This is a genomic window from Halomonas sp. LS-001 (assembly GCF_052983955.1).
This window is the reverse complement of the sequence record NZ_CM129816.1, coordinates 1294759-1320735: the sequence shown is the minus strand read 5'-3', so window position 1 is coordinate 1320735 and position 25977 is coordinate 1294759. Positions and strand designations below refer to the sequence as shown.

Annotated in this window: 21 protein-coding genes; 6 read left to right on the top strand and 15 right to left on the bottom strand. The window is 53.7% G+C overall.

What is annotated here, in order from left to right:
• Positions 1-13: 13 nt before the first annotated feature.
• The 3 genes from ACU6TU_RS05835 to ACU6TU_RS05825 are packed head-to-tail and all read left to right on the top strand — an operon-like array spanning position 14 to position 4163.
• Positions 14-778: a fimbrial biogenesis chaperone gene (locus ACU6TU_RS05835; protein ID WP_447143623.1), complete on the top strand. Its 765-nt coding sequence runs from the start codon at positions 14-16 to the stop codon at positions 776-778.
• An 8-nt stretch (positions 779-786) separates the two neighbouring features.
• Positions 787-3153, top strand: coding sequence for a fimbria/pilus outer membrane usher protein (locus ACU6TU_RS05830; RefSeq protein ID WP_447143622.1), 2367 nt, complete (start codon positions 787-789; stop codon positions 3151-3153).
• A gap of 14 nt (positions 3154-3167) precedes the next feature.
• Positions 3168-4163: a Csu type fimbrial protein gene (locus ACU6TU_RS05825; RefSeq protein WP_447143621.1), complete on the top strand. Its 996-nt coding sequence runs from the start codon at positions 3168-3170 to the stop codon at positions 4161-4163.
• Between the two features lie 120 nt (positions 4164-4283).
• On the opposite strand, the gene htpG is transcribed toward ACU6TU_RS05825, so the two are convergent.
• A complete protein-coding gene (htpG, locus tag ACU6TU_RS05820) occupies positions 4284-6188 on the bottom strand; it encodes a molecular chaperone HtpG (protein ID WP_447143620.1) in 1905 nt (634 codons plus the stop codon).
• Between the two features lie 111 nt (positions 6189-6299).
• Positions 6300-6647, bottom strand: a complete 348-nt coding sequence (locus tag ACU6TU_RS05815; protein WP_447143619.1) for a YkvA family protein — start codon at positions 6645-6647, stop codon at positions 6300-6302.
• Positions 6648-6768: 121 nt separating this feature from the next.
• Here ACU6TU_RS05815 and ACU6TU_RS05810 point away from each other — a divergent pair, with 121 nt between their 5' ends.
• Complete coding sequence (locus tag ACU6TU_RS05810) at positions 6769-8748, top strand: transglycosylase SLT domain-containing protein (RefSeq protein ID WP_447143618.1); 1980 nt, start codon at positions 6769-6771, stop codon at positions 8746-8748.
• 7 nt (positions 8749-8755) lie between these two features.
• Here the strand turns inward: ACU6TU_RS05810 and ACU6TU_RS05805 are convergent, their stop codons facing one another.
• A complete protein-coding gene (locus ACU6TU_RS05805; RefSeq protein WP_447143617.1) occupies positions 8756-9412 on the bottom strand; it encodes a LysE family translocator in 657 nt (218 codons plus the stop codon).
• Positions 9413-9594: 182 nt separating this feature from the next.
• Between ACU6TU_RS05805 and ACU6TU_RS05800 the strand changes: the two genes are divergently transcribed.
• Complete coding sequence (locus ACU6TU_RS05800) at positions 9595-9798, top strand: cold-shock protein (protein WP_100819763.1); 204 nt, start codon at positions 9595-9597, stop codon at positions 9796-9798.
• A gap of 131 nt (positions 9799-9929) precedes the next feature.
• Here ACU6TU_RS05800 and ACU6TU_RS05795 read toward each other — a convergent pair whose 3' ends face one another.
• The 4 genes from ACU6TU_RS05795 to ACU6TU_RS05780 form a co-directional block, all read right to left on the bottom strand.
• The gene (locus tag ACU6TU_RS05795; RefSeq protein ID WP_447143616.1) at positions 9930-10919 is read right to left on the bottom strand and encodes a hypothetical protein; all 990 of its coding nucleotides are present in this window, start codon (positions 10917-10919) and stop codon (positions 9930-9932) included.
• 43 nt (positions 10920-10962) lie between these two features.
• Positions 10963-11922 carry a lipid kinase YegS gene (gene yegS, locus ACU6TU_RS05790; RefSeq protein ID WP_447143615.1) on the bottom strand — a complete coding sequence of 320 codons (960 nt, stop codon included), beginning with the start codon at positions 11920-11922 and terminating at the stop codon, positions 10963-10965.
• Positions 11923-11994: 72 nt separating this feature from the next.
• Positions 11995-14625: an aminopeptidase N gene (gene pepN, locus ACU6TU_RS05785; RefSeq protein WP_447143614.1), complete on the bottom strand. Its 2631-nt coding sequence runs from the start codon at positions 14623-14625 to the stop codon at positions 11995-11997.
• A 225-nt stretch (positions 14626-14850) separates the two neighbouring features.
• Positions 14851-15336 (bottom strand): YajQ family cyclic di-GMP-binding protein, encoded by a 486-nt coding sequence (locus ACU6TU_RS05780; RefSeq protein WP_447143613.1) that lies wholly within the window; start codon positions 15334-15336, stop codon positions 14851-14853.
• A 284-nt stretch (positions 15337-15620) separates the two neighbouring features.
• Between ACU6TU_RS05780 and cobO the strand changes: the two genes are divergently transcribed.
• Positions 15621-16220 (top strand): cob(I)yrinic acid a,c-diamide adenosyltransferase, encoded by a 600-nt coding sequence (cobO, locus tag ACU6TU_RS05775; RefSeq protein ID WP_447143612.1) that lies wholly within the window; start codon positions 15621-15623, stop codon positions 16218-16220.
• Between the two features lie 86 nt (positions 16221-16306).
• On the opposite strand, the gene ACU6TU_RS05770 is transcribed toward cobO, so the two are convergent.
• From ACU6TU_RS05770 to mutL, 8 genes are all read right to left on the bottom strand, one after another.
• Positions 16307-17602 (bottom strand): adenylosuccinate synthase, encoded by a 1296-nt coding sequence (locus tag ACU6TU_RS05770; RefSeq protein WP_447143611.1) that lies wholly within the window; start codon positions 17600-17602, stop codon positions 16307-16309.
• Positions 17602-18795, bottom strand: a complete 1194-nt coding sequence (locus ACU6TU_RS05765; RefSeq protein WP_447143610.1) for an ATP phosphoribosyltransferase regulatory subunit — start codon at positions 18793-18795, stop codon at positions 17602-17604. Before ACU6TU_RS05765 ends, ACU6TU_RS05770 begins: the two co-directional genes overlap by 1 nt.
• 171 nt (positions 18796-18966) lie before the next feature.
• Positions 18967-19854 (bottom strand): protease modulator HflC, encoded by an 888-nt coding sequence (hflC, locus tag ACU6TU_RS05760; RefSeq protein WP_447143609.1) that lies wholly within the window; start codon positions 19852-19854, stop codon positions 18967-18969.
• Positions 19855-21135 carry an FtsH protease activity modulator HflK gene (hflK, locus tag ACU6TU_RS05755; protein WP_447143608.1) on the bottom strand — a complete coding sequence of 427 codons (1281 nt, stop codon included), beginning with the start codon at positions 21133-21135 and terminating at the stop codon, positions 19855-19857. It lies immediately after the preceding gene.
• A 173-nt stretch (positions 21136-21308) separates the two neighbouring features.
• Positions 21309-22619 (bottom strand): ribosome rescue GTPase HflX, encoded by a 1311-nt coding sequence (hflX, locus tag ACU6TU_RS05750; protein WP_447143607.1) that lies wholly within the window; start codon positions 22617-22619, stop codon positions 21309-21311.
• A 37-nt stretch (positions 22620-22656) separates the two neighbouring features.
• Positions 22657-22902, bottom strand: coding sequence for an RNA chaperone Hfq (gene hfq, locus ACU6TU_RS05745; protein WP_447143606.1), 246 nt, complete (start codon positions 22900-22902; stop codon positions 22657-22659).
• Between the two features lie 132 nt (positions 22903-23034).
• Entirely contained in the window at positions 23035-23973 is a 939-nt protein-coding gene (gene miaA / locus ACU6TU_RS05740; protein WP_447143605.1) for a tRNA (adenosine(37)-N6)-dimethylallyltransferase MiaA, read from the bottom strand.
• Positions 23974-24008: 35 nt separating this feature from the next.
• A complete protein-coding gene (gene mutL, locus ACU6TU_RS05735) occupies positions 24009-25937 on the bottom strand; it encodes a DNA mismatch repair endonuclease MutL (RefSeq protein ID WP_447143604.1) in 1929 nt (642 codons plus the stop codon).
• Between the last annotated feature and the right edge of the window lie 40 nt (positions 25938-25977).

The window sequence follows — 25977 nt, the reverse complement described above, 5'->3', positions numbered from 1 at the left end:
AAGGAGATTATCAATGCAGGCAATACGTATACGTTACATGTTCTGGATGGTTTCTCTACTTGGTCTGCTGCTGACGTCTTTTCCGGCAGCAGCCAGTTCACTACAAATATGGCCAATTTATCCTGTTATCGAGAGTCATCAGCAGGCAAGTGCCCTCTGGCTTGAAAACCGAGGCGACAAAACCGCCAATATACAATTGCGCATCTTCTCCTGGTCTCAGGCAGAAGGAGATGACCACTTTCAACCTCAGCAAGCTCTGGTAGGCAGCCCACCCATGATGGTGATTGCACCCGGCGAGCGACAGCTGGTACGCCTGATCCGCCAGGCTGCCACCCCTCCCGGCAAAGAACAGGCCTACCGAATTATTATTGACGAAGTTCCCGATCTTTCCCCAGTAAGCGACGATCAGCAAAACTCACCGCAGGCCGCCATAAGCTTGCAAATGCGCTACTCGCTGCCGCTATTCGTTTATGGCGAGGGAGCATCTGGGCCTGAACACTTGCCCACCAGCGACACGCCTTACCCGGAACTTACCTGGAAGATCGTTCAGCAAGAAGCGCAACCACAGTTAGAGATACGCAATACGGGCCAACATCATGCTCGTCTTAGTCAAGTGGCTTTCGAGCAGTCAGGTCAAAAGACTGACGTCAGTAATGGACTACTGGGCTATGTACTACCTGGTCAGACACAGCGCTGGCCACTCCCTGTTGATATCCAGCCTGGCAGTCAACTTCGCGCCTCTGTGTCAGGGCAGTCTTACCGGATCTCACCAGAGTAGGTTGCTCCATGTCTATATTATCTTACTCACCCTTCCATGCCTGGTTCACCAGCGGTAGTTGCGCGTTACTCCTGGCGGTGGCGGCAGTGCCTGCGCAGGGACAAGGATTGCCGCCACCGCCTAACGTCGACACTGTTGATGCCTCCTGGGAGCTGCATCTGGAAGTCATTGTTAATCAACGCTCCACCCAGCGCATCGAAAAAGTGACACAGCAGGATGGCGAGCTATTCATGCAACGCTCAGCCTTAATGGATATCGGAATTTCCAGTGAACATTTCAGTAGCCAGAACGATATCGTTAACATCAGTCGACTCAAGGAAATCCAAGCCCGTTACCATGGCTCAAGCCAACGCCTATATCTTGAGGTGCCCCCTGGCTGGCTACCGAATCAGCTTCATAGTAGCGAGCGGCAGAACACCACCTATGCGTCACAAACCAGCCAAGGCGCGCTGCTCAACTACGATGCCTATGTCAGCGATACGCATCATGGCGCCACAGTGGCAAGTCTCGGCCATGAGGCAAGAGTATTCGGCTCTCGAGGAACCTTCACCACATCCGGCATCTACCAGGAGGTAATGGCTGGCGATAGCAGACAGGAAACAGGCTACCGGCGTTATGAAACCCACTGGGAGTTTGCTGACCAGGAGCGGATGATTGAGTACGCAGCCGGAGACGTCATCACTCGACCACTGGGCTGGACAAATGCTGTTCGTCTCGGTGGCCTTCAGGTATCGCGTAACTTTGCTCTGCGCCCCGACCTGGTTACTCATCCATTACCTGATTTTTCTGGCGAAGCCGCCGTACCTACCACCCTCGACCTGTTCATTGATGGTTCTCGGCAGTCCTCCCTGGAGCTTGCGCCTGGCCCCTTCACCGTAACGAACATGCCGATGGTGACCGGCGCGGGCACCGCAACAGTGGTCACCACGGATAACCAGGGGCGACGAACATCGACGCGTTTGCCGTTCTATATTTCCAACGAGTTACTGCGTCCAGGTTTAAGTAGTTTCAGCCTAAGCGCTGGCGCATTGCGCCGGCATTTCGGCCAGCGTAATTTTGATTACGGCAAAATGGCAGCCGCTGGCAGCTATCGGCGCGGCATCAGCGACAACGTCACAATCGAACTGCAAACAGAAGTCAGCGAAAACCTTTCTACCGCAGGCGTAGGCAGCACTGTCGGTCTATGGCAACTAGGCACGCTGGAAACAGCCTACCGTCAAAGCCACAGCGAAGGCATCGCCGGTGAAGCCTACACTGCCGGTTATAGTTATCGCAGCCGTCTCTTTAACATGGGGATACGCCATCAGGTTGAGCAAGCGGATTTTATGGACCTTTCCAACCGCTCGCATCAAGCTGACAAGGATAGAACACAGCGCGAGGTATCTCAGCTGACCGCAGGACTTAGCCTTGGACGCATGGGCTCCCTTGCCGGCGGCTACTTTGATATCAAGACAGGCGATGATAGCCATACTCGACTTGTCAATCTGTCCTACAGTCGTTCTCTATGGAAACACTTACATCTTTCGCTGTCTGCTAACCGTGAAATAGGTGGCGACTGGAACGCCATGGCTCAGGTTACTGTCCCGCTGAACAACCATCCCGGCACGCTAAGCAGCAGCGTAAAACGCGACAGTAACAAGGATACGACCGCTCGGACCCAATACACCCACACTCCCCCCGTTCAGGGTGGCTGGGGCTGGAATCTGGCCTATGAACATCACCAGAAGGACAGTGACTACCGCCAGGCCGACGTCACCTGGCGAGGAACGTCCACCGAGCTAAGAGGTGGTTTCTACGGCAACGGGGAAGACGATGTTCGCTTTGCCAATGCCAGAGGGTCACTGGTGCATATGGATAACAACTGGTTCGCCACCCAGTATATCCGTGATGGTTTTGTCGTGGTGAGTACCGACGGCCAGGCTGGTATACCGGTTCGCTACGAGAACCAGCTGGTCGGCCATACCCGTGATAGCGGCCACCTTCTCGTTCCCTGGGCCCGCGCCTACTACGCTGGCAAGTATGAAATCGACCCTCTGGTGCTGCCTGCCCAGTTTGACACCCCAACGGTGGAGCAGCGTGTGGCTGTCAATGCGGGAAGCGGCTATCTGCTTCACTTCCCTGTAGAGCGCATTATCGCGGCAACATTGACGATTATCGACGCGAATGGCGACACCGTGCCCCTGGGCTCCCGAGTCGTCACTGACGGTGGAACAACCGCATTAGTCGGCTGGGATGGGCAAACCTACCTGGACAACCTAAAGAGCGATAACCGGCTTGAAGTGACGTTTCCTGATGGCAGTACGTGTGCGCTCCGCCTGTCCCTTGACACCCATATCAATGCTATCCAGCAACTAGGGACTCAATCATGTCTATAAAGGAGTGCCAACCAATGCCACCTGAAACACGTCGCTGTTACCACCGCTGGCTAACCGGGGTATTACTACTGGTTTTTTTACTCGTCACGCCAACGGCCTGGGCATGCACAATAAGCTCAGGCAACAACGCCAACTTTGGCAATATCAGCTCTTTTGCCATCGCCAGCACACCGCAGAACACATCAGCACAACCCAATGCTGGCGCTGTTTGCCGCGGGGCTTTAGTGGGGTTAGCGGTTATCTCCAACCAGTGGATTCGCGCAACCGTCAGCAGTGCTAACCAGGGAGAGCTGGTAAATACCGTCAGCGGTGATACGGTTCCGTTTCGTATCTTCGCACTTGCCTCACAGAATGAGGAGATCTCTCTCAACACGACCTACAACTATTTCAACCCTGTCCTTATCGACCTGCTCGGCCTGATCGGTGGACAAAATGTTGAACTGCCTATGGAGTTCAGCACCCAGCCAACAGCTAACCTGGCTGCCGGTACCTATCAGGATACCCTGACCATCAACTGGAATTGGCGGATCTGCAATTTAGGGGCCCTTATGTGCCTTAACTACCGCACTGGCAACAGTATCAGCACCATCAATCTTAGCCTGACAGTGACATCCGATTGCACCATTCAGGCTCCCGACCTCGACTTCGGTAGTGCGCCGCTCGTCGCTGGTTTCGACCCTGTGACTCAAACCATCGACATTACCTGTACTAAAGGCAGCGACTACTCAGTAGGGCTGAGCGATGGTCAGCATCCCACCGCCAACATTCGGCGCATGGAAAGTAACGGCGACTACCTGGCGTATCAACTCTATAAAGGCGCTGCCAGCAGCGAGCGCTGGGGCAATGTCGGCAACGAACGCCGCACGCCTGCCACCGCTGATACCAACCCAGGCACACCAAGTGGTGCAGCAAGCCAGGGCTTTACCTACAAAGGGGAGATTTTACCTGGGCAAAATACACCACCCCCAGGCACCTATACCGACATGATCGTAATTGATGTCGCTTTCTAGCCGGTTCAGCGATTCCATCACGACACGACTTTTCCATTACACCAAAACTTTTCCATCACACCAAAACAAACGGCCCGCCAGGGAATAACCTGGCGGGCCGTGTTTAACCGTGCGACTAACTTATGCCGTTAACACACTATTGAGACGCTTGACGTAAGCGGCCGGATCATCCAGGTGCCCGCCTTCGGCAATAATGGCCTGATCGAGAAGAATGTGCGCCAGATCCGTGAAGGTATCACCTTCAGCGCTCTCTAGCCGAGTGACCAGCGCGTGCGATGGGTTAAGCTCAAGAATCGGCTTGACCTCAGGCAGCGGCTGACCGGCGGCTTCCATAATGCGCCGCATCTGGAAACCCATTTCATGCTCAGGCAGGACCACGCAGGCCGGAGAATCGGTCAGACGATGGGTAACTTTGACTTCCTGTACACCATCGGCCAGCGCCTCTTTCACCCGTTTAAGCAAATCTTCCTTGGATTTGGCAGTTTCTTCCTGAGCTTTTTTCTCTTCTTCGTCTTCCACATCGCCCAGATCCAACTCGCCCTTGGCCACATCGGCAAAGGACTTGCCATCAAATTCGGTAAGGTGACTCATCAGCCACTCATCGATGCGGTCGTTCAAGAGCAGAACTTCGATGCCTTTCTTGCGGAAAATCTCAAGGTGCGGGCTATTTTTCGCCGCATTGAAGCTGTCAGCCACAATGTAGTAAATCTTTTGCTGGCCTTCCTTCATGCGCTCAATGTAATCGGTCAGTGACTGATCCTGAGTGGTGCTATCCGTATGCGTTGATGAAAAACGTAACAAGCCGGCAATTTTTTCACGATTTGACGGATCTTCACCCGGGCCTTCTTTCAACACACTGCCGAAGGTGTTCCAGAACGTCTGGTAGCCTTCTTTATCCTTGGCCAGTTTCTTGAGCATATCAAGGGCACGCTTGGTCAGAGCACTCTTGATCTTGTCGACCTTGGGATCCTGCTGCAGCAGTTCGCGGGAAACGTTCAGCGACAGGTCGCGGGTATCCAGCACGCCTTTGATGAAACGCAGGTAAAGCGGCAGAAACTGTTCCGCATCATCCATGATGAAGACGCGCTGCACATAGAGTTTGACGCCACGCGCGCCATCACGCTCATACAGATCAAAGGGCGCACGGCCAGGCACGTAAAGCAGACTGGTGTATTCCAGCTTGCCTTCTACCTTGTTGTGGCTCCATGTCAGCGGATCGCTGAAGTCATGGGCAACATGCTTGTAGAACGCCTTGTACTCTTCCTCGGAAACCTCACCTTTAGGGCGCACCCACATCGCCGTTGCTTCGTTGACGGTTTCCCAGGTGGTGACTTCACTGCCTTCAATCTCGTTACCATCGTCATCTTTGGCCGTTTCCGTCTTGGGCATACGTACCGGCACTTCGATGTGATCCGAGTATTTACGCACCAGGCTCTGCAGACGGTAATCGTCAGCAAATTCCTTGGCATCATCTTTAAGGTGCAGAATGATTTCAGTGCCGTGTTTTTCACACTCAATATCGGCGACCGTAAACTCACCCTCACCCTGGGAACGCCATTCAACGCCCTCGCTCTTTTCGCTACCCGCCTTGCGGGTACGTACCGTGACCTCATCAGCAACGATAAAACCAGAGTAGAAACCCACACCGAACTGGCCGATCAGGCGTGCGTCTTTCTGCTGCTCGCCAGAAAGCTGCTTCAGGAAATCTGCCGTGCCGCTGCGCGCGATGGTACCGAGATTGCTGATGACATCCTCACGGTTCATGCCGATGCCGTTATCACGAATGGTCACGCTATTCGCGTCACTGTCGTGCTCGATTTCAATCCGCAGTTCGCTGTCGCCTTCATACAGGCCATCGTTATCCAGCGCAGCATAACGCAGCTTATCGCAGGCATCAGCACCGTTAGAAATCAGTTCACGCAAGAAAATTTCACGGTTGGAATACAGCGAATGAATCATCAGATTCAACAGCTGCTTTACTTCCGTTTGAAAGCCAAGTGTTTCTTCATGGGTGGCAGTCGTCATTCGCATAGCCCTCAACAGGTGATTGCATGTTGTTTATGGAGCGGCAGATAACACGCCATCTGCCGCCAAGTGAATCAAGTGTTGGCAAATATGGGGCTAGACGGAGATTTTTCAAGTCGTCGTGGAGGTAACATCCTGCTCATCATCGGGCACATGCTTCCATTCACGATATGCCTGCATATGACGATCAATACGATTTAATAGCCACCCGACAATGAACGCATCATCCAGAATGCCAATCAGCACCAGAAAATCAGGAATCAGATCGAAAGGCAGGATCAGATAGACCAATGCCAGCAGCATATAACTGAACGCGCGCCATGGAATCGGGCGAAAATCACCGCGTACGACATCGCGGGTCATGGGCAAAAACCATTTCAGAGCACGCGCCATGCGCTTAATGACCCAGACACGGGACTTCAAACGTCGAACTAACCACCAACCGGATAAGGGATTCATCGTAATTCAGCTCTCCTTTTTGCTAATATATTAGATAGTCATTAAAACAATTCGTTCATCGTTTTATTACGTTAAGCTATCTTGAAATACGATGCTGACTGGCTCCCTTCTGAGGTTATTTATGCGCATTCCCTGCAGTTACTTTCCTACCCGCCGCGTGCCTGGGCTTGGCCGTGCAATAGCATTGCTGGGGGCGGTTACTCTGGCAACTCCTGCCACGGCCCAATTTATCAGCGATAGCGAAATGCGCACCGCCCTCAATGATGCGCGTGCCCAGCGCTGGGAGCGTATCAACCTTGATGCGACACGCCAGCACGTCCTGGGCGGCTATATCGAATATCACCAGCTAAAGGGGCAGCTGCCTCGCGTGTCTCCACAGCGCATCGCGAACTATATGAGCCGCCATAGTGATGCTCCGCTGGCCGGTTGGCTACAAGGGGAAGCCATTAGCGCTTACGGGCAAGCGGGTCAATGGTCAGACATCAGAGCTATCGCCTCTGAAGCCCCGTCATCAAACACCGAGCGTCAATGCTACTTCTACACCGCCTGGATGGATAGCACCCCACAACAGGCCTATGAAGGCGGCAAGGATCTGTGGCTAACCGGACGCTCACAATCCGATGCGTGTGACACTTTGTTTAACCAGCTACGCAACCGGGGTGTGATTGACCAAGAAGCCATCTGGGAGCGTAAGATGCTCGCCTGGGAGGCTGGCGAAACGGGCCTGATGAATTACCTGGGCGGCCTGCTCGATAACCGCTGGCAGCCCGCCATCCAGCGCGTTGAAGCAATGCATAGCGCCAGCGCTCTTTACAACGCCCCCGCTTGTCTGGGGCCTGATTGCGCTGCCACACCGGCTTTTTATCGCGCCGCCATGTCGCGTTTTACTAAAGCGGATACGCCAGGGGCACTGATGGCATGGCGACAAGTCGCCAACCAGGTGTCATTGCCCCTTGAAACACGTCACGCAATTGAAGAAGAGCTTGCCTATTACGCGCTGGTCAGGGAAGTCCCTGGCTCATACGACTGGGTCGATCAGACGATCCCCTCGCTGGACAGTGAACGGGTTATGGAGTTACGCGTTCGTCGTGCCCTGGCTGACAGAAACTGGTCAGCTGTCCAGCGCTGGATTGGCAGTATGAATGACGAACAGCGCCGTAACAGCCGATGGCAATACTGGCTTGGACGCGCCAGCGAGCAGCTGGGAAATCAAGAGGCCGCCTATTCACACTTTCAACGAGCCGCGGGTGAACGCGACTTCTTTGGCTTCGCCGCCTCAGAACGCCTTGGTCAGGCGTTTTCTCTTAACATGGAGCACTACGTCTCAGACCCTGCCGCCCGTCAGCGTATCGCCAACATGCCCAGCGTACAGCGCACTGAAGCGTTAATGCGCATTGGTGAAGACGGTCTGGCCAACAGTGAATGGCTAAACTCCGCCCGCCATGCGTCTGACGAGACAGCTAGAGCCATGGCCGACTATGCCGATTCACGTGGCTGGGAAGCCTTACTGGTGCAGACCACGATTGCCGCCGAAATGTGGGATGCATTGGCCTGGCGCTTCCCCGTGGCATATCGCGATCAATTTATGCACTGGGGCCGCATGACAGGCGTTGACCCTTACCTGCTGATGGCCATCGCCCGACGTGAAAGCGCCTACAACCCGGCGGCTCTCTCACCTGCGGGTGCGCGTGGACTGATGCAGCTGATGCCCGGCACCGCCACTCAACTCAGCCGTGAGCTGGGAATTGCTGACCCTGGCGCATATGGCGTTCTTGATCCAGAGATCAATATCCGCTTGGGCAGCACTTACATCCGCGACATGCTGCAACGCTATGGGGGTAACCGAATGGCTGCCGCCGCCGCTTACAATGCAGGCCCGGGCCGCGTGGATCGCTGGCTGCGGGAGAACAGAGCGAGCGAATTTGACCTCTTTGTAGAGCAGATTCCGTTTCGTGAAACCCGCAACTATGTTCAGGCGGTACTGACCTACCGAGCAATTTTTGAGGCACTCAATCAAGCCGGTAATGCTCAGGGTGTTTTACTGCTTAGCCCTGAGGAAAAGAGCGTCCGCTATGATGCCAGCCTGCTTCGCAGCCGTTAATTAAGCATTATACGGGGCGTTGCTCCATGGCAAGCTTGATGCCAAACAGTATAAGTACACTGCCGGTTAAACCGTTGAGCGCCCGTGCAAACCGGGCGCTTGCCAACCACTGACTGGCGCCGCCAATCATCAACACCACACTGATTTGCCAGATATTGGCAATCACGAAGTGCACACTGGCCAGCCATAGCGATTTCAACAACGCCGGATCGCCCGGGGCGATAAACTGTGGCAGGAATGCCATATAGAATATAATCGTCTTTGGATTAAGGACGTTGGATAGCAACCCTTCTTTGACAGGCTGCCAACGCCCTACCGTTGATCTTGTCTGCATTACGCCGTTCACCGGTAACCCTTTGCCTTTCCAGGCCGCCCTCAGGCTCGAAATACCCAACCAGACCAGATAGACAGCGCCCGCAATTTTCAGCGCATGGAACGCCCAGGCCGACTGAAGCAGAATAAACGATATCCCCAGCGCCGAAATGGTGGCATGAACAAATAGTCCGCAACAAATGGCCAGACTGGTGGCAATCCCGTCCCTGAATCCACCCCGCGCCGTGTTACGAATGACCAGCAGCGTATCCACACCTGGACTGATGGAAAGCAGTGTGACAGCAATCAGAAATGGCCAGAACTGGCTATCAATTAGTCCCCAGGTTGTCATGAATCTCTCTCTTTAAGGCCGATTGACGCTCACGATAGCGGGTTTGCCTGACAAAAGCAGTGTTCAAAAGATTAAAAAATCATCTTTATTTCACTGGACGTCCTTTGCGAGAACAACTACATTATTAATGCGAGCAGGAAATGCCTTCTCGTAATATCATTAAGCATGTAAGGAAATTGATAATGGCAACTGGTACTGTCAAGTGGTTTAACGATACAAAAGGTTTCGGCTTCATCTCTCCTGATGACGGCGGCGATGACCTGTTTGCCCACTTCTCTGAAATTCAGGCTGAAGGTTTCAAGTCTCTGCAAGACGGCCAAAAGGTGTCTTTCGACGTCACCCAAGGCAAGAAGGGCCTTCAGGCCTCCAATATTCGTCCTGCTTAATTGCTGACGTTTATTGAACTGTCGATGACTTAATTGGCATGACGGTTTTTAAAAAAGGCCCGCAACTCATGTTGCGGGCCTTCTCGTTTCAAGCTATTTCATATCAAGCTATCAGGGCTTGTTCCACCCATTTACTCGCTTGCGGCCTCAGTTTCCTGAGTCACACCTTCTTCCGCATTACCTGATTCCAGCAGCTCATTACCCTGAGCCTTAAGTTCATTAAACTGTTCTTCGAGATTTTCCTGAGCGTCTTCAAAGCGACGTTTGGTTTCTTCGATAACGTCTTTTACGCCTTCCGTTGCTCCTCTACTTTCTTGCTGAACATCGTCAACAACGGCTTCAGGAGACACTTCCTCAGCAGCAGCGTCCATCTCTGCGCCTGCTTCTTCTGTCATTGCACCGGCATCAGCCTGAGCCTCTTCAGCAGCAGCACTCATTTCAGCTTCCGCTTCTTCTGCCATTGCGCTGGCATCAGTCTGAGCCTCTTCAGCAGCGGCACTCGCTTCCGCTTCTTCTGCCATTGCACTGGCATCAGCCTGAGCCTCTTCAGCAGCGGCATTCATTTCAGCTTCCGCTTCTTCTGTCATTGCACTGGCATCAGTCTGAGCCTCTTCAGCAGCAGCACTCACTTCCGATTCCGCCTCGTTTACCTCTGCGCCCACTTCTTCAGTGATGGCATCCAGCTGGGCTTCGGCCGCGTCTACTGCGTTGTTTGCTCCGGCTTTAGCCTCTTCAAACTGTGCGTCAAGTTCTTGCTTCGCTTCTTCGAAACGTTGCTCTGTTTCTTCAATAACAGCATCAACATCTGATGAAGTCACTTCACCAGGCATGGCATTTTCTTCGCTGGCAACGTCATCAGGCGTTGTCGACAAGGTTTCTTCATCCGCGGTTACATCAGCACTATCTGATTCAGCGGCGTCAACAGACGTTTCTTCAGCCTGCTCAACGCTAGCCTCATCGGCCGCTGCTTCTTGTTCAACAGTATTGGTTTCCTGCTCAACCTGTTCCGTCGACGTGCCACCTGCTTCTTCCGCACTGCTTTCTGATTCAGAGCTATCGCCACAGGCACTCAATAAAAGTGCAACAGCCATCAGGGTTGGAAGCCAAAAACGGTTTGCCATCGTCATACTCTCCTTATCATAAAATTAAACACTGTGTATTCCTTTAGGGCGTTAACAAGGGTGAATCCTCACACATGGCCACTGATAATGCGAGAGGCTCGACCTCAGCGGTAAACGCCTCAAAAAAACGCGCCTCACCATCCAGCGTCAGTGGCCAACAAGTGCCTTCCGGCTGCGTCTTCACGGAGATTTTGCGCGTTGTAAAATAGCGCACAAATTCGCCTTGAGTGGGAAACGTCTTCAGCTCCCGCATCAACTGAGGTAGCTTGGCAACGCTGGAAAAGTCCTGAACCATGAGGACATCCAGATAGCCATCATTCAGCTTTGCCTGCGGCGCCAGCACATGCCCTCCCCCTGATTGACGGGAGTTGCCCAGACCCAGTAACAACAGAGATGACTGGACCTTTCCATCACCCCAATCAAGAGTACCGCGATAGCTACGGTGTCGCCATGCTTTCGCAGCCCCCATCACTGAGTAAGCACCACCTCCCAGCAATCGTTTTAACAACTTGGGTGTTGAAGACGTTACTTCAGCACCAAACCCACAAGTTGTCATGTTGACATAATATTGGGAAACGAGCTTGTCACCCTGCTCTTTTGATGCCATTGCACTTACCAGCACAACATCAATAGCTTGAGGCTTGAACTGACAAACAGCGTCAAGCGCCTGTTGCGGCGCCAATGGCAAGCCCAGAGAGCGTGCAAAGTCATTGGCGCTTCCCAGTGGTACAATTCCCATGACAGGGCGTTGCCCTTTGGGTAAACGCATCAGGCCATTGACGACCTCGTTGACGGTTCCATCACCACCACCCGCAATTACATGCGTGAAACCCGATTTACCTGCACGTTCGGCAAATATTGCCGCATCGCCTTTTTCCCAGGTAACACAAACCGTAAGATTCATCCCTGCTTTACGCTGCTGGTAGACCGCATTGCGCAACGCAAGTTCATTTGATGATTTCCCATTGACTATCAAAAGGTAACGAGAGGCGTCATGACTCAAGGCGGCCTTCCTTCACGAATGCTTATCAAGCGTTTTTCTCCACGCCGCCCATCTTCTGGAGCTTGATGACCGTTATGCCAGGGCTTTTTCAACAACCTCATAAACATTGGCTGACAGGGGTTCCTGCCGAATTCGTATCAGCGCATCTTTCATCAGGGCCTGACGCGTCTCATCAAAGCGTTGCCAACGAGTCAACGGCGTGACCAGACGGGCGGCAATCTCGGGGTTCAAGCGATTAAGCTCAATCACAGCATCCGCCAACAAGGTATACCCCTGCCCATCGAGACGGTGGAAATTGATGCGGTTCTGGGTAAAAGCACCAATCAGCGCACGCACTCGATTGGGGTTCTTCAACGAGAAAGCCGGATGCTGCATCAAGTGTTTCACCCGCTCCAGGGCATCTTCCTGAGGCCGCGTCACCTGAACGGTAAACCACTGATCCATCACCAGCGGGTCATGGGCCCACTTCTCACCAAACGCTTTCAATGCCGGGCCAGCGAGCGCTTCCTGTGAGCTATGCACCAACAGCATCAACGCATGACGAACATCCGTCATATTCTGGGCAGCCTCAAACTGCGTCTGGCAGAGTGACACTGCTTCTGCGTCTTCAACGGCCATCAGATACGAAAGCGTAACGTTTTTGAGACTACGCTGACCAATCTGCTCCGGCGTTGGCGCATAGGGCTCATCACTGAGGTTCGCCTGATACACGGCCATCAACTCATCACGCAATGCAAACGCCAGAGATTGGCGGACAAATTCGCGAGCGGCATGAATCGCATCAACATCAACCAGTGGCTGTTGTTCCGCGATATAAGCCTCAGAAGGCAGCGCCAACATTTCTGCCAACACCGCTTTATCATCAGTGTTCGAGGTTAGCAGGGTACGGTAGGCCTCAATGACGCGGCTATCCATGACTTTCTCAACACCGTTACGGTGAGCCGCAATCAGGTCGTCCAGTGCCAGCATGGCAAGCCTTTGACCGGCATCCCAACGGTTAAAGCCGTCACTGTCATGGGTCAATAGAAATGCCAGATCCTCACGGGAGTAAGGGAACTGCAGTTTCACTGGCGCAGAAAAATGGCGCAAAAGCGATGGCACCGGCGCTTCAGCCACATCAGAAAAGACAAATGTCTGCTCTGCTTCACGTAGGTGGATAACGGTGTCTTTACCATATTTTTCACCGTCCAGCGTCAAGCTGAGGTCATGGCCCGATTTAGTTCCCACCAGCCCCATTCTGACGGGAATATGCAGCGGCTGCTTATCGACCTGTCCTGGGGTTGCCGGGGTTCTCTGGCGCAGGGTAAGGCGGTATTCGCCATGCGCGTAATCATATTCGCCATGGGCATCTATTTCTGGCGTTCCCGCCTGCTCATACCAACGCATGAACTGGCCAAGGTCTACGTCTGAGGTTTCCGCCATACAGGCAACAAAATCTTCGATGGTGACGGCTTGACCATCATGGCGCGAGAAGTACAGGTCGCTGCCCTGGCGAAAGGCATCCCACCCCACCAGGTTACATAACATACGCACGATCTCGGCGCCCTTTTCGTAAATCGTCAACGTATAGAAATTGGTGATCTCGATATAATGATTAGGCCTGACGGGATGGGAACTCGGGCCCGCATCTTCAGCAAACTGGGCAGTACGGTAAAAAGACACATCCTGAATGCGTTTAACCGGTGCTGAGTTGGTGTCTGCCGAAAAACATTGATCACGGAACACCGTGAAGCCTTCCTTGAGAGACAGCTGAAACCAGTCACGGCAAGTCACCCGGTTCCCTGACCAGTTGTGAAAATATTCGTGAGCGACAATGCCTTCCACCTGCTGAAAGGTAGCATCTGTTGCTGTATCAGGGTGGGTCAGCACCGCTGCGGAATTAAAGATATTGAGCCCCTTGTTTTCCATGGCGCCCATATTGAAGTCATTCACCGCAACAATCATGAACAGATCCAGGTCGTATTCACGGCCATAGGTCGTTTCATCCCACTCCATGGCACGTTTCAGCGACGCCATGGCATGGTCTGTCTTTGCCAGGTTCTCTTCTTCTACCCACAGCTGCAGGGTGACATTGCGTCCGTTCATGGTGGTGAAATGATCTTCCACCTTATGCAAATCCCCTGCAACCAGGGCAAACAGGTAGCAGGGTTTAGGGTGCGGATCGTCCCAGGTAACAAAATGGCGTCCGTTATCCAGATCTCCCCGCTCAACAGGATTGCCATTAGCCAGCAACACGGGTTCACGCTGTTTATCCCCGATTACGGTCACGCGGAAGGTGGCCATCACGTCGGGACGGTCCGGATAAAACGTAATCCGCCGAAAACCTTCGGCTTCGCATTGGGTACAGTACATACCGTTTGACTGATAAAGCCCTTCCAGCGCGGTGTTCTGTTCGGGGGCAATCACGACTTTGCTTTCCAGAACAAACGCAGCCGGCACTGACTCGATGACAAGTCCGTTGTCATCAAGCGAGTACGCCTCTTCGCCGAGTGGCTTACCATCAATGGCAAGGGACTCAAGCGTTAGTTTTTCACCCTCAAGCACCAGTGGCGATGTACTGGCTGCCTGAGAATGGCGCTCAATCGTCAGACGTGAGTGAACACGGGTTTGTGAAGGGTCAAGATCAAACGTCAGCTCGGCATGGGTAACACGGTAGGCAGGCGGCTGATAGTCGCTGAGGTAAACCGGCTGGGGTTCGGACATGATGCATGACTCCTGATGCTAAAAAAGCAGATAAGATGAATGGACGGCAGGTGCCTTCGCTTTGCATTATCGACGGAGTGCGCTGCTCAACAAGCCGCACTCCATACAATTTTGTTCAGATAAGTATCTCTGTTCAGATAAGTACCTCTGTTCAGATAAGTACCTCTGTTCAAATAAGTACCTCTGTTCAAATAAGTACCTCTGTTCAGATAAGCACCTCTTGACTTAATCGCGGAAATTATCGAATTGTAAGGGTAAATCAGGCCCTTCCTCGCTACGCAGCAGCGCCATGACACCCTGAAGGTCATCACGTTTTTTACCTGTCACACGTACTTTTTCACCCTGGATTTGCGCCTGCACCTTGGCTTTGGTTGCTTTGATACGTTTGACGATATCCTTGGCGTCAGCCGCTTCAAGCCCTTGTTTCAGCTTGACGGTCTGACGCGCCTTGACGCCGGATAGCTCTGCGTCCTGAGGATCCATACAGCGCGCATCAATGCCACGGGCAATCAGGCGATTGCGCAACACATCCAGCATCTGTTTGAGTTGAAAGTCCACTTCCGCTTCCATCTGTACGCTTTCACCTTCCAGCGTAAAGCTGGCGGCAACCCCTTTAAAATCAAAGCGTGTTTGCACTTCGCGGTTGGCCTGGTCAACCGCATTACTGGCTTCGTGTTGATCGAATTCGGACACAATATCAAATGAAGGCATGGCATATTCCTGAGTGAAGATAGCCTTCCATTCTAGAGCAGCAACCCTGCCAACGGCTAATACTAAGGCCATTGAGGGCCGTTGAATGAACAAGGCAGGTCGAAAAACACAAATTAGCTAAACAGAACTTCTACAATTTACTTTTAAAAACCATGAAGCTATACAAAAATGGTCAACCTGGATTCCCATCGCCCTTGCCTATCAGGCATACTAACGCTCCATCAGACCTATATCATTAATCGCCTAGAGGATGTTATAACCCTCTAGTGGCCCTGGGGAATTTCATGAGTGATCGTGATTCACGCCATAAAGCTTCAATGCAGAAACTCAAGGCGCATGTCGACGAGAAAGTCGCGAGCGCAACAGAGCAGCGTGGCCTGCTATTGATCAATACCGGCAACGGCAAAGGCAAGACCACGGCCGCCTGGGGCACAGTCACACGTGCATTGGGCTACGGTTACTCTGTCGGGGTGGTGCAGTTTATCAAAGGGCTTTGGGAGTGTGGTGAACGCAACCGGCTGGAAGACGATGCCAACCTGGAGGTTGCCATTATGGCCACCGGGTTCACCTGGGACACACAAAACCGTGAAGCAGACACCCTTGCCTGCCAGGAAGTCTGGGAATCAGCAGCGCGCATGTTGGCTGACCCGAATGTGTATCTGGTCGTGCTGGATGAAATCACTTACATGTTGAAATTTGGCTACCTGGATATTGAGACCGTCAAGCAGGCGCTGTTGGAACGCCCCAGGGAACAGACGGTGATCATTACCGGGCGTAATGCACACCGGGAATTGATTGACATGGCCGATACCGTGACCGAAATGCAGGAAATCCGCCATGCCTTCAATAACGGCCTTCAGGCGCGCCGCGGGATTGATTTCTGAATGTCTTGATGGTGTCTCTTAACGCAGAAAGGCGCCATTGGCGCCTTTCTGCATTAGCATTAACACAACGAAAGATATGGCATAACTCAGCTATCAAACGGATTGCGCAATACAATCGTTTCGTTGCGGTCAGGCCCTGTCGAAATAATATCAATACTGGTGCCAACCTGTTCTTCCAGAAAACTGATATAGGCACGCGCATTAACAGGCAGGTCTTCTACCCGTTTGATGCCCAGGGTGGATTCTTTCCAGCCCGGCAAGTCTTGATACAGCGGCTCAACGGCCTCATAGCCCTCAGAATCCACCGGCGTGTCCAGCACATCACCATCTTTGCTACGGTAACCCACACAGACACGGATATTTTCCAAGCCATCAAGCACATCAAGTTTGGTAAGGCAGATGCCTGATACCGAGTTGATCTGCACGGCATGGCGAAGCGCGACGGCATCAAACCAACCGCAACGGCGTGCACGCCCGGTGGTGGCACCAAACTCGTGACCTCTTTCCGCCAGATGACGACCATGGGCATCAAAAAGCTCGGTCGGGAAAGGACCTGACCCCACGCGTGTGGTGTAAGCCTTGGTAATGCCCAACACATAGTCAAGATATAGCGGCCCGACGCCAGAACCCGTTGCGGTACCACCTGCCGTGGTATTGGAGCTGGTAACAAACGGATAAGTGCCGTGATCAATATCCAGTAGCGAGCCTTGTGCGCCTTCAAACAGGATATTTTCACCCTGCTTGCGCATATCATGAACCAGACCGACGGTATCACTGACCATTGGACGCAGCTCTTCTGCCATACGCATGGCGTCGTCGAGCACTTCCTGGAAATCGACAGGCGCTTCACCGTGATAGCGGGTCAGCACGAAGTTATGATAATCCAGCACTTCACCCAGCTTGGAGGCAAAACGCTCACGGTGGAGCATATCGCCAAGACGCAAACCGCGACGCGCCACTTTATCTTCGTAGGCAGGCCCGATACCGCGACCGGTAGTGCCGATCTTTGCAATACCGCGGGCCTTCTCACGGGCCTGATCAAGATGTACGTGGTAAGGCAGGATCAGCGGACAGGCAGGAGACAGACGCAGACGCTTACGTACAGGCACCCCTTTTGCCTCAAGCTCAAGAATTTCCTTGAGCAGCGCCTCAGGAGACAGCACCACACCGTTGCCAATAACACAGATTTTATCCTGACGCAGGATACCCGAAGGAATCAGGTGCAGTACCGTTTTCTCACCGTCAATGACCAGCGTATGACCTGCGTTGTGGCCGCCTTGAAAACGCACAACCGCAGACGCAGATTCCGTTAAAAGATCGACGATCTTGCCTTTGCCTTCATCACCCCATTGGGTGCCTAGAACTACAACATTCTTGCCCATTATGCTCTCGTCTTATCTGCCAGCGTCGTTGGCTGCCAACGACCATCAATTAACTCAAGACGGCGGTCACACGCATGCGCCGTCGGCCCAGTGTCCTGCCCCGGCAGGGCTTGAATGATTCTCTCGCCCTGCCCACGCAGCGCAGCAATCGTTTGCTTTAGCGCCTCATCTTCTTCAACCGGTGCCCAGATAGCGCCTTTCGTCGCAGCGGCAGGCGCCAGAGACGCAAGCTGCTTGAGATCCATGGAAAAACCAGTGGCCGGCCGCGCTCGCCCAAAGGCCCGACCGGTATCGTCATAACGCCCGCCTTTCGCCAGTGCCTGACCGTAACCAGGGACGTAGGCGGCAAACATCATACCGGTGTGGTACTGATAGCCACGCAGCTCTGCCAGATCCAGATACAGCGCCACGTCATAGCGTGCAAGAATACCTTCATACAAGGCGTCTAGTTCATCCAGCGCTGCTTTCACGCTGGATGGCGCACCGGCAAATGCATTGCGCGCCTGACGCAAGACCGAAATATCACCGTGCAGCTCGCCTAGCGCCTTGAACATATCAGCCAGTGCAGGATCTGACACACTGGCGTCAACGTGCTCAGCAAGCAGCCCGGGCGATTTCAGCGCGAGCGCATTGAAAATGGCGCTTTCCTGCTCATTGCTGAGTTCAGCGGTTTCTACCAGACTGCGATAAATGCCGATATGGCCAAGGGCCAGGTGAATTTCCTCAGCACCCGCTGACGTCAGACTGGAAAGTGCCAAATGGATGATTTCGCTATCGGCTTCCAGGCCAGCATGTCCAAACAGCTCAACGCCCACCTGCACAGGGCTGCGGCCACCTTGATGCTGATCAGCCTTGGCTCTCAGTACATTGGTGCAGTAACAAAGCCTGACTGGGCCTTCACGGCGCAACGAATGGGCATCCATCCGAGCGACCTGTGGTGTCACATCGGCGGTGGCTCCCATCATGCGTCCCGTCAGTTGATCGGTCAGCTTGAAGGTTTGCAGGTCAAGGTCAGTGCCGGTACCGGTCAGCAGAGAATCAAGAAACTCGACCGGTGGCGGCATTACCTGATCGTAACCCCAGCAATAGTAAAGATCCAAAAGGGTGCGGCGCAGCTCTTCCATGCGGCTTGCCTGAGGCGGAAGCACCTCATCCATGCCGTCGGGCAATAGCCAGCGGTCAGCAATGGTCATGTCAACAATCCTGCGAGACGACAGTGAAGGCCCAACAATACGACGGTAAAATGACGATGTTAAGACCACAAAAAAACCGGGCGACGCCCGGTTTGTAAAGTCTACCACGTTTCATTTCCAGGTGAACCCCACCAAGAAGCAGGGTTACCCGAAAACATCAACACTCATGCTTCAGCCTTCACCATTGGTCGGCATAGCACTACGCAGATACTGGAAGAATTGACTATCCGGCTCCAGCACCATCAGGTTGCCACTGTCAGCAAAGCTTTCACGATAAGCGTTCAGACTGCGCCAGAAAGCGAAGAACTCAGGATCCTGGCCGTAGGCTTCGGAAAAGACTCTCGCGGCTTCCGCATCGCCTTCACCACGCAACGTTTCAGCACGCTCATTGGCCTGGGCAATCAATACCTGACGACGACGGTCAGCATTGGCGCGAATACGCTCAGCTTCTTCCTGACCTTGAGCACGCCATTCACGCGCTTCACGCTCACGCTCTGAGCGCATCCGCTCAAAAACAGCCGCAGAAACGTCATCCGGCAGATCGATACGCTTGATGCGGATATCACGAATGGCAACACCCAACTCTTCGCGCATCAGGTTATCAAGCTCTGCTGTCGGTCCTGTCATCAGGTCATCACGACGCTCTGCAATGATTTCCTGAAGGTTCAGACGACCAAACTCGTTACGCAGACTTTCATCAACACGCGGCTGAATCAGGCGCGTTGCCATCAATTCATCGCCTGCCGTTGCCTCGTAGTAGCGTGTCGGATTAATGACCTGCCACTTGACGTAGGAATCAACGATAACGGCTTTCTGCTCCAGCGTCAGGTAACGGCTGGTGTCCGTATCCAGTGTCAGCAAGCGCGTATCAAACTTGCGAATCGTCTGGGTAATCGGAATCTTGACGTGCAAGCCCGGCGGAATATTTTCCTCAATCACTTCACCGAAGCGAAGTTTTACCGCGCGCTGCGTTTCGTCGATTACGTAGAGGCTGTTACTGGCAAGCCAGGCAACGGCGGCCAGACCACCGACGATCAGCAGGGATCGATTATTAATCATTTAGCGGCCCTCCCTGCGAATGGAGCTGTTACTGGTATTGGAAGACGACGAGCTGTTACTGCTCTGCCCACTGCTCATACGCTCCAGCACACGCGGATCAATCGCCTGACTACTGGCGTCGCTGCTGCTTGAGGTCGCATTGCTGCTTCCCCTCAGCTGGTCCAGCGGAAGGTACATCAGAGGCGCATTTTCGCTAACGTCCAGGAGTACTTTCGAGGTGCCGCCAAAGACTTCTTCGATGGCATCCAGGTACATGCGTTGACGCATGATGTCCGGTGCGTTGCGGTACTCAACCAACAGAGAGTTAAAGCGGTTGGCCTGACCTTGCGCTTCAGCCACGACCGACTCACGATACCCCTGACCCTGCTCAACCTGACGCTGGGCCTGACCCTGGGCTTCCGGAATAATCGCGTTCGCGTAAGCGATACCCTGGTTAATCGTGCGCTGACGATCTTCTCGGGCACGGATAACATCATCGAATGCGTCAATGACAGGTGCCGGCGCTGAGGTGGACTCAATGTTAATTGTCTGCAGACGAATACCCACATTGTAGGCGTCCAAGTAGGATTGCAGACGACTGGAAACCGAGCTGCCCAGAATCTCACGCCCTGATGTCAGGATATCGATCATATCGGTACCACCGACCACATGGCGAAGCGACGAATCCAGCGCATTCTCAATCGACAGGTTCGGATCACGCACGTTGAGGACGAAGTCGCTGGGATTTGCTACCTGATACTGGGCAGAAATTTCCACTTCGACGATGTTTTCGTCGCGGGTCAGCATTGACTGAGTCTGCGTCAGTGAACGTACACGAGTCACATTGACCATACGTACTTCGTCGATCAGCGGGGGGTTCCACTGCAAACCTGGGGTCACGACTTCCTGGAACTTACCAAAACGCAGCACAACACCACGCTCTGACTGATCGACCAGATAGAAACCGGAAGCTGCCCAGATCGCGAGCCCCACAATGATCAGAAGGCCAGGCAAAGCGAAGGTGTTGCGTGACTTGTTGCCGCCACCGCCTTTGTTACCACCACCACCGCCTTTCTTTTTGCCTGCGCCACCTAACATGCCGCTAAGCTTATCCTGGAACTTTTTTAGCGCTTCATCCAGATCTGGCGGGCCCTGATTGTTTCCGCCATTGTTGTTGCCACCTCCGTTTTTGCCACTACCACTGTTACCGTTTTCAGGCCCCTTGCCGCTATCGCCACCACGGCGACCACCGCTACTCCAGGGGTCGTGCTGGTTGCCACCACCAGGCTCATTCCAGGCCATATGTTTTCTCCGCTAGGGTGTTCACCTGCCATGACCAGTCAAAGGACATTATTGTTACATGGCTGTTAATACTATCAATACGGCTTATCAGAACGCTTGAGATAATTTGCTGTCAACATCAACCCCAAAAAAAACTTATACCATTCTAATACAGATGATAAAAGGCGTTCTACTTACCACTCTGTGGATACTCGCAGCGCATCAGGCAAATACGTATTGGCACGCTCACCCAACTGCGCCATTAGCTGATTAAAGTCGCGCCTTGGTAAACGTATATCAAGCACGGAATGCCCTTGCTCATCAAAATATTCTTTCTGCACCGCATTCAAGTCGTGCAGCCCTGCCCTCAGCCGACCCTGTTCGGGCGCGAGTGTCAGTGAGAAGCTGATCACATCAACGGCCAGACGTTCACTCAGTGCCTGCTCAAGAAGATCAAGCCCCTTCTGCTGCTGAGCCGACAACCAGACAACTTCCGGGACACCATTGCCATCACGTTCAATGCGCGGTGCGCTGTCCAGCTGATCAATCTTGTTCATCACCTTGAGCATGGGAACATCGTCAGCGCCTATTTCCTTAAGAACGTTATCAACCTGTTCGACATTCAGTTCACGATCAGGGTCGGCTGCATCAATGACATGCACCAACAGGCTGGCTTCCGCCGCTTCCTGCAGCGTCGCCTGAAACGCTTCCACCAGCTTGTGTGGCAGGTGACGAATAAAGCCAACGGTATCTGCCATGACAACCGGCCCGACATCGTCAATTTCCAGACGCCGAAGGGTTGGGTCCAGCGTGGCAAAAAGTTGATCCGCTGCATAGACATGGGCATTGGTCAGCGCATTAAAAAGCGTGGATTTACCCGCATTGGTGTAGCCCACTAGCGAAATACTGTGGATTTCTGCCCGTGAACGCGCGCGCCGATTCTGCTCGCGCTGGCTGCGCACCTTATCCAGACGCTTATGGATCGCCTTGATGCGACCACGCAGAAGACGACGGTCCGTTTCCAGCTGGGTCTCACCCGGACCACGCAGACCGATACCACCTTTCTGGCGCTCCAGGTGTGTCCAGCCACGCACCAGGCGCGTTGACATGTACTCCAACTGAGCAAGCTCCACCTGCAGCTTACCTTCATGGGTACGTGCACGCTGGGCAAAAATATCCAGTATGAGACCCGTGCGATCGAGCACTCGACATTTCAGCTCGTGCTCGAGATTGCGCTGTTGAGAAGGACTCAATCCATGATTGAAGATGACCAGCTCAGCCTGATGAGCTGCGAGCATTGCCCGCAACTCTTCCAGTTTTCCCGACCCGATAAACGTCCGCGAGTCCGGACGACTTCGGCTAGCCGTCAGCAGTGTCGCGGGCTCAGCCCCTGCAGAGCGAACAAGCTCCAGGAATTCGCCGGCGTCTTCACGTGCCTGATCATCATGAAAATCAACATGCACAAGTACTGCCGTTTCACCGGCATCTGGTCGCTCAAAAAACAATCAATACCTCATAAACTGGCTGACATAGGCGTATGGCCTATTCTTCGGATTCTGCTGCTGGATCCTGCACAGGCAGACGCACATTACGTGATGGCACTACTGTCGAAATCGCGTGCTTGTAGACCATCTGACTGACTGTATTACGCAACAGGATCACAAACTGATCAAAGGATTCGATCTGGCCCTGCAGCTTAATGCCGTTCACCAAAAAGATGGAGACCGGAATGCGCTCCTTGCGCAAGATATTCAAGTATGGGTCTTGAAGGGACTGCCCTTTGGACATGTTACTCTCCCTAAAACTGTCGTTGGGGTTGGTTATTTAAGGAACGCCAAATTGACATTCCACAATATTGTTGCCCGAAAGGCCTGTATTTGCGGCCACTCGAAAAACTTGTTCTGAATTAACTATCTTACGCTAAGCACCGCTTTCACGCACGAATTTCAGCACCTTATCAAGCGTGTCAGGCCGTTGAATGTTAAACCAGCTGGCATTTTCCCAGCGCCGCAGCCAGGTCAACTGGCGTTTGGCGAGCTGGCGAGTTGCGATCACGCCGCGCTCCTCAAGACCATTCCTGTCGTACTGGCCATCCAGATACTCCCACACCTGCCGGTAACCGACACTTTTCAGTGCTGGCAACCCGCCGTGCAAGTCATCACGTTGTTTGAGGGCACTCACCTCATCAATCAAGCCCTGAGACAACATCAGGTGAAATCTATCAGCAATTCGCTGATGCAATAAAGCCCGATCCTGAGGCGCCAGCACAATAGAGACCACACGCCAGGGGAAAAGTGTCGTTGCCTGTTCCGCCCAAAGTGCACTCATCGGCCGCCCTGTAATGTGATACACCTCCAGCGCACGCAAGGTACGCTGCGGGTCATTGGGATGAATGCGCTGACCGGCGGCAGGGTCAACCTGCTTCAACCTGTCGTGTAGCGCGGCCAGACCGTGCTGAGCGAGCGCCTGCTCAAGTTCAGCACGCACTTTCGGGGATGATGACGGCAAGTTACCGCCCCCTTCCAGTAACTGCTTGAAATAGAGCATCGTGCCGCCAACCAGTAAAGGCACCTTTCCCGATGCGCTGATTTGCCGCATTTCATGCAAGGCATCCTGGCGAAAATCTGCTGCCGAGTAAGGCGTTGCCGGGTCGCGAATATCAATCAGCCGGTGGGGAGCTCGCCTGAGCTCTTCAGCGCTGGGTTTGGCACTGCCAATATCCAGCCCGCGATACACCATGGCAGAATCAACGCTAATCAGCTCACAACCATACTGCTCGTGAAGCGCCATGGCAGTTTCTGTCTTACCTGCCGCCGTTGGGCCCATCAGAAAAATGACCAACGGGCGTGAATCATTCATCGTTTCACCCTGTGCTAACGCCTTGTCTGAAAGGATCACTGGCCACGCATGAAGAGTCGATCAAGCGCTTTCATGTTCATCTGGGTCCAGGTGGGGCGGCCATGATTGCACTGATCACTGCGTTCGGTGCGCTCCATATCACGCAATAGCGCGTTCATTTCATCCAGCGTCAATTTGCGGTTCGCCCGCACACTGCCATGGCAAGCCATGGTAGAAAGCAGGGCCTGAATCCGTGCATCCACCTGCTGGGAACGACCAAAACGCGCCAGCTCATCCAGCAGGCTACGCACGAGAGGCTCAGGGTCAGCATTCGCCAGCAAGGCGGGTAACTGACGGACCAGCAGCGTCTCCGGCCCGGCAATATCGATTTCAATCCCCAGCTTGGCAATCGCCTCCTGCTCACTTTCAACGGTTGCCACTTCTGCTCGACTGGCTGCCAGCGACACCGGCACCAGCAGTGGCTGCGTATCAATGCCGCTGTTCCCCCACTGGTTTTTCATCCGCTCATACACAATACGCTCATGCGCCGCGTGCATATCCACCACAATCAGGCCATCACGATTCTGGGCCAGAATATAGATACCGTGCAGCTGGCCTAAGGCATAGCCAAGCGGCGGTGCTGATGTCGGGTCTTCCGCGGGGAAAGCGGGTGCAGCTTCATTGATTTGGTTTGCGGCACCGGGAATCGCCTCAGCTGAAGGCACCTGAGGCGTTAACAGCGATTCTTCATGATCCGGATGCAATGCTTGATAGCCCTGCATAAAGCGCCGCACCTTCGCTGCACCTGGGTGGCGTTCTGCATGGGATGCCAAAGGCATGCCCTGTTGTTCCCAGCGGGCTTCCGGCGCCTGTTGAAGGCTGGCCTCATCGGCCTGGGGTTGAGCTGATTCCCCCTCTTCGCTTTCCTCTACCTGCCCAGGCTGAGTGTGCGCCAGGCAGTGATGCAGACTGGAATACAGAAAGTCATGCACCATGCGGCCATCCCGGAAACGTACCTCGTGCTTGGTAGGATGAACATTCACATCCACGCCATCCGGTTCAAGATCAAGGTACAGCACAAAAACCGGATGACGGCCGTTATACAAAACATCCCGATATGCCTGACGCACCGCATGGGCAACCAGCCGGTCACGCACCACGCGACCATTAACAAAAAAATACTGCTGGTCGGCCTGAGAACGGGAATGCGTGGGCAAGCCGACCCAGCCTGATAGGCGCAGCGACCCTGCCTGGCGCTCGATATAACGGGCATGCTCGATAAAGTTACGTCCCAGCAAGGAAGCGATTCGACGCTCACGGGCGGCGGCGGAATCTACCGCAGGTAACTGATGCACCACTTTCTGATTGTGACGTAACACCCAGCCAATATCGTAACGGGACAGCGCCTGGCGTCGAAATGCCTCTTCCACATGGGCAAACTCAGTTTTTTCAGTACGCAGGAATTTGCGTCGTGCTGGCGTATTGAAGAACAGATCCCGCACGCTGACACTGGTGCCGCGCGGATGGGGCGCCGGAGAAACACGCGCTTCCATACCGCGACCTTCAGCCACGACACGCCAGCCGTCAGTCGGGTCTTGTGACGCGTTGGAAATCAGTTCAAGGCGAGATACCGAGCTGATCGACGCCAGCGCTTCCCCGCGAAACCCCAACGAGCTGACGCCTTCAAGGTCTTCCAGGCTACCAATCTTGCTGGTGGCGTGACGCGCCAATGCCAGAGGCAAATCCTGCTGACCAATACCAATGCCGTCATCACGTACCTTGATCAGCCGCGCACCGCCCTGCTCTACCTCCACTTCAATGCGGTGACTGCCAGCATCAATGGCATTCTCGATCAATTCCTTGGTAACAGAGGCTGGCCGTTCAACTACCTCGCCAGCGGCAATCTGGTTGGCAAGACGCGCATCAAGCACCTGAATGTGCGTCTTCGAGCCTTGCTCTTCAGAAGGTAGGCTAATATCTGACACAGAAACCTCTTGTTTAACCCTGGGCGTATGTTCATTACGT